This window comes from Caballeronia sp. M23-90, from assembly GCF_053574605.1.
Genome location: NZ_JBSIPA010000482.1, coordinates 1 through 4,883, shown reverse-complemented (window position 1 = coordinate 4,883; position 4,883 = coordinate 1). Strand labels below are relative to the sequence as shown.

Here is a 4,883-nt window from a genome sequence, read left to right as displayed (position 1 = left end):
TCGACGCACGTTCGGCCGCTGACCGCGCGACCCAGCGCGTGCACGCGCTGCAAATGGACGTGCTGAAGCTCACGCAGGCGCACGATCGCTACATGCAGCGCAGCACGCAAATCCGTGAAGAACTCGCAGAAATCACGGCGCAGATCGATGAACAACGCGCCTTGCGCGCCGAATCGGAAGCGAACTTCGAGCGCCATGACGGCGAGCTTGCTGAATTGCAGGCGCGTTTCGAAGACAACCAACTCGCGTTTGAAGCACTCGACGAAGCGTTGACCAACGCCCGTCAGGAAGCGCGCGATCTGGAGCGCGCGGCTACCGACGCCAGCTTCGCGGCGCGCGGGCTCGCGGCGAAGATCGAGGAATATCGGCGCAATATCGAAACAGCGAAAGAGCAGAGCGAACGTGTTGCAGGCGCTCTCGAAGATGCGCGTGCCGAGCTCGAAACCATCAACGAGCAAACCGCGCACACCGGCTTGCAGGACGCGCTCGAATTGCGCGCGGCCAGGGAAGCGGCGCTGCAGTCAACGCGTATCGAACTGGACGATCTCACCGCGCGTCTACGTCAGGCAGACGAGCTTCGGCTGATCGCCGAACGTTCGTTGCAGCCGCTGCGCGACAAGATCGGCGAGTTGCAGTTGAAAGAGCAGGCCGCGCGCATCAGCGGCGAGCAGTTCGTCGAGCAACTGGCGGCCGCCGGCGTGGACGAAGCCGATTTGCAGGCCAAACTCACGCCGGACATGAAGCCTTCGTACCTGCAAGGCGAAGTCACGCGTCTGAATAACGCGATCGCGGCGCTTGGCGCGGTCAACATGGCGGCGCTCGACGAACTCGCGGCGGCGAGCGAGCGCAAGTCGTTCCTCGATTCGCAATCGGCGGATCTGAACGACGCCATCGGCACGCTGGAAGACGCGATCCACAAGATCGACCAGGAAACGCGCTCATTGTTGCAAGGCACGTTCGACGAGGTCAACCGTCATTTCGGCGAGCTGTTCCCGCGTCTCTTCGGCGGCGGTCAGGCGAAGCTCGTCATGACGGGCGACGAAATTCTCGATGCCGGCGTGCAGGTTCTCGCGCAGCCGCCCGGCAAGAAGAATTCGACCATCCACCTGCTTTCGGGCGGTGAAAAGGCGCTGACGGCGACCGCGCTCGTGTTCGCCATGTTCCAGTTGAATCCGGCGCCGTTCTGCTTGCTGGACGAAGTCGATGCGCCACTCGACGACGCCAACACGGAACGCTTCGCGAACCTCGTCCGGGCGATGTCGGAGAAGACGCAGTTCCTCTTCATCTCGCACAACAAGATCGCGATGGAAATGGCGCAGCAACTGATCGGCGTGACGATGCAGGAACAGGGTGTATCGCGGATTGTTGCCGTGGATATGGAATCTGCGGCGGGTTTCGCCCAGAATGCATGAACGTTTCGCCGGAGCGCGGATTGATGCACTTCCGGCGATCAAAACAGAGTGAAGAACCGGTCCGGGAGGCCGGTTCTGGCGCGTCAGGCGCGGAGTGGCGAACGGGGTTCGATTTGTGAATCCTGATGCGGCGCAGATCGCGGGGCGTAATTCAATACAAGCGCTGGACACGGGTAGCGGCAGCTTAAAGGGCGCCGCTCGGCATGAAACAGCGCAAACAGAAAGTATGACGGAGCGTGCATGGACGAGTTGACACTCGGGTTGATCGGGGCAGGAGCCGTGGTGGTGGGCGGCGTGGTGGTCTACAACGCGTGGCAGGGCGCAAAAGTGCGCCGCAAGATGCCCCGTCCAATGCCTGAGGAAGCGGCGGAATCGCTCGCCCGGCAGGATACGGAGGACGAACAGCCGTTCATTGAACCGACGCGCCCGGTACGGCGCGAGCCCGCAATCGGCGAGGGTGACAGGTCCGACACGCCGGACTCACGCGTGGAACCGAGTTTCGGCGGCACCGGGCCGCTGTCCACGGTTGCGCCGGCGGACACGGCCGTGGATATCCAGGCCGAATCGACTTCGGTGAATGGCGACTTCGAGGAACCGGATTCGCCCTCCATCATTGCCGATGACGACGAACCGGTGCTGCCGGCCGCGACCACCATTTCTTCGGCGCCGCCGGCTATCGTGGATCGCCGGATCGATTGCGTTGTGCCCATTCGCCTTGTCGCACCCATTGCCGGCGACAAGCTGATTCCGAGCGCACAGAAGCTGCGGCGCGCGGGCGCGAAACCGGTACACATCGAAGGCAAGCCGGAAGGCGGCACGACGTGGGAATTGCTCAAGAACGGCGCGCGCTACGAGGAATTGCGTGCAGCGGCCCAGCTTGCCAATCGCGGCGGCCCGCTGAATGAACTCGAGTTTTCCGAGTTCGTGACGGGCGTACAGCGTTTCGCCGACGGAATCGACGGTTCGCCCGAATTCCCCGACATGCTCGAAACAGTCGGAATGGCGCGTGAGCTCGACGCGTTCGCGGCCCAATGCGACGCTCAGTTGTCCATCAATATTCTCTCTGACGGCGCGCCCTGGTCGGCCAACTACGTGCAGGCGGTGGCGTCGCAGGACGGCTTGCTGCTTTCACGCGACGGCACGCGCTTCGTCAAGCTCGACGCACGCCAGAACCCGGTTTTCATGCTGCTTTTCGGCGATACCAACTTCCTGCGCGACGACCTGACCTACAAGGGCGGCCAGATGATCACGCTGGTGCTGGACGTGCCGGTCGCCGACGAAGACATCCTGCCGTTTCGCCTCATGTGCGACTACGCAAAATCGCTGTCCGAGCGCATTGGCGCAAGGGTGGTGGACGATCAGCGCCGGCCGCTGCCGGAAAGCTCGCTGCTCGCCATCGAAAAACAGTTGATGACGCTCTACGCGAAGCTTGAGCAAGCCGGCATTCCCGCGGGCTCGCCCGCCACGCGGCGCTTGTTCAGCCAATAAAGCTTACCGCGGCGGCGCGGCATTGCCGAATCAATTTCGGAGGCATCGGCCATTCGGCCGATGCCACGATCAGCCGTTCTCTGAGACAATCGACAGGTCGGTTTCTTCCAACTTCTCAGCCTGTCCTGCCGCATGTCCGCCAAACCGAAAGCCGCTGCCAAAGCAGAAAAAGCAGAGCCCGCTGTTTCAGCTACGCCCATTCCGGGTGGCGACCGTCCGGCCGAGCGCGCCGAGTGGCTGCGCGCGGAACTCGAGCGTGCGAACTACGCGTACTACGTTCTCGACCAGCCGGAGCTGCCTGACGCCGAATACGACATTCTGTTCAAGGAACTACAGCAGATCGAAGCGGCGCAACCTGACCTGATCACGCCGGATTCGCCCACGTTACGGGTCGGCGGGCAGGTCGCGACAGGTTTCCAGCCGGTCACGCACGACGTGCCCATGCTGTCGCTGAACAACGGCTTTGCCGACGAAGATATCGTTGCATTCGACAAACGCGTCGCTGACGCACTCGGCCATACGCCCGTGGAATATGCGTGCGAGCTGAAATTCGACGGCCTCGCCATTTCGCTGCGGTATGACGACGGCGTGTTCGTTCAGGCGTCGACGCGCGGTGACGGCGCGACAGGCGAAGAAGTGACCGAAAACGTTCGCACCATTCATTCAATTCCGTTGAAACTCAAAGGCAAGAACATCCCGAAGCGGCTCGACGTCCGCGGCGAAGTGCTGATGTTCAAGCGTGACTTTGAGCGGCTGAACGCCCGGCAGCGCGAGGCGGAACAACGTGAATTCGCCAACCCGCGCAATGCGGCTGCAGGCGGTCTACGGCAGCTCGATTCGAAGATGACCGCGCAGCGGAAGCTGTCTTTTTTTGCGTATGGGATCGGTGTGCTGGAAGGCGCGGAAATGCCGCCGTCGCACTCGGCGCTGCTCGACTGGTACAAGCAAATGGGCCTGCCGGTGAACGCGGAGCGCGGTGTCGTGAAGGGCGCGGACGGGTTGCTCGCTTTTTTCCACAGGACCGGCGAGAAGCGCGATGGTTTGCCTTATGACATCGACGGCGTGGTTTATAAGGTTAACCAGCGCGACGAACAGGACAAGCTCGGCTTCGTCTCGCGTGCACCGCGCTTCGCGCTCGCACACAAGTTTCCGGCGCAGGAAGCGCTGACGCAGTTGTTGGCCATCGACGTGCAGGTCGGGCGCACCGGCGCAATCACACCGGTCGCGCGGTTGACGCCGGTGTTCGTCGGCGGCGCGACCGTGACGAACGCGACCTTGCACAACGAAGACGAAGTACGGCGCAAGGACATTCGTATTGGCGATACGGTGATCGTGCGGCGTGCCGGCGACGTGATTCCCGAAGTTGTCGGCGCGATCCTGGATCGCCGTCCCGACGACGCGCGCGAGTTCGTGATGCCGACCGCGTGTCCGGTGTGCGGTTCGAAAATCGAACGGCTGCCCGACGAAGCCATCGCCCGTTGTACCGGTGGCCTGATCTGTCCCGCCCAACGCAAGCAGGCGCTGTGGCATTTCGCGCAGCGGCGCGCGCTGGATATCGACGGACTGGGTGAGAAGATCATCGACCAGCTGGTCGAACAGAACATTGTGCGCACGCCGGCCGATCTGTTCAATCTGGGCGTCGCGAAGCTCGCGGCGCTGGACCGGTTCGCCGACAAATCTGCCCAGAATCTTTTCGATTCCATCGGCAAGGCCAAGCACACCACCTTGCCGCGGTTTCTCTATGCGCTGGGTATTCGGCACGTGGGCGAGTCCACGGCGAAGGATCTCGCCAAGCATTTTGGTTCGCTCGATCCGATCATGGCGGCAAGCGTCGAAGAATTGCTCGAAGTGAACGACGTGGGTCCGGTCGTGGCCGAATCGCTGCACAATTTTTTCAGCGAAGAGCACAACCAGATGGTGATCGAGCAATTGCGCGCGCCGGGCAACGTCACATGGCCCGAAGGGCCGCCGGCGCCCAGGGCA

At 62.5% G+C, this 4,883-nt stretch carries 3 protein-coding genes; all 3 read left to right on the top strand.

The window, feature by feature from the left end; all coding sequences use genetic code 11:
• Nucleotides 1-1,412 (top strand): AAA family ATPase (locus tag ACRXB1_RS30490; protein WP_449494161.1); only part of this gene is annotated, 1,412 nt, incomplete at its 5' end.
• Nucleotides 1,413-1,652: 240 nt separating this feature from the next.
• Entirely contained in the window at nucleotides 1,653-2,900 is a 1,248-nt protein-coding gene (locus ACRXB1_RS30485) for a cell division protein ZipA C-terminal FtsZ-binding domain-containing protein (protein WP_449494160.1), read from the top strand.
• Nucleotides 2,901-3,032: 132 nt separating this feature from the next.
• A partial coding sequence (gene ligA / locus ACRXB1_RS30480) for an NAD-dependent DNA ligase LigA (protein ID WP_449494159.1) occupies nucleotides 3,033-4,883 on the top strand: 1,851 nt, incomplete at its 3' end.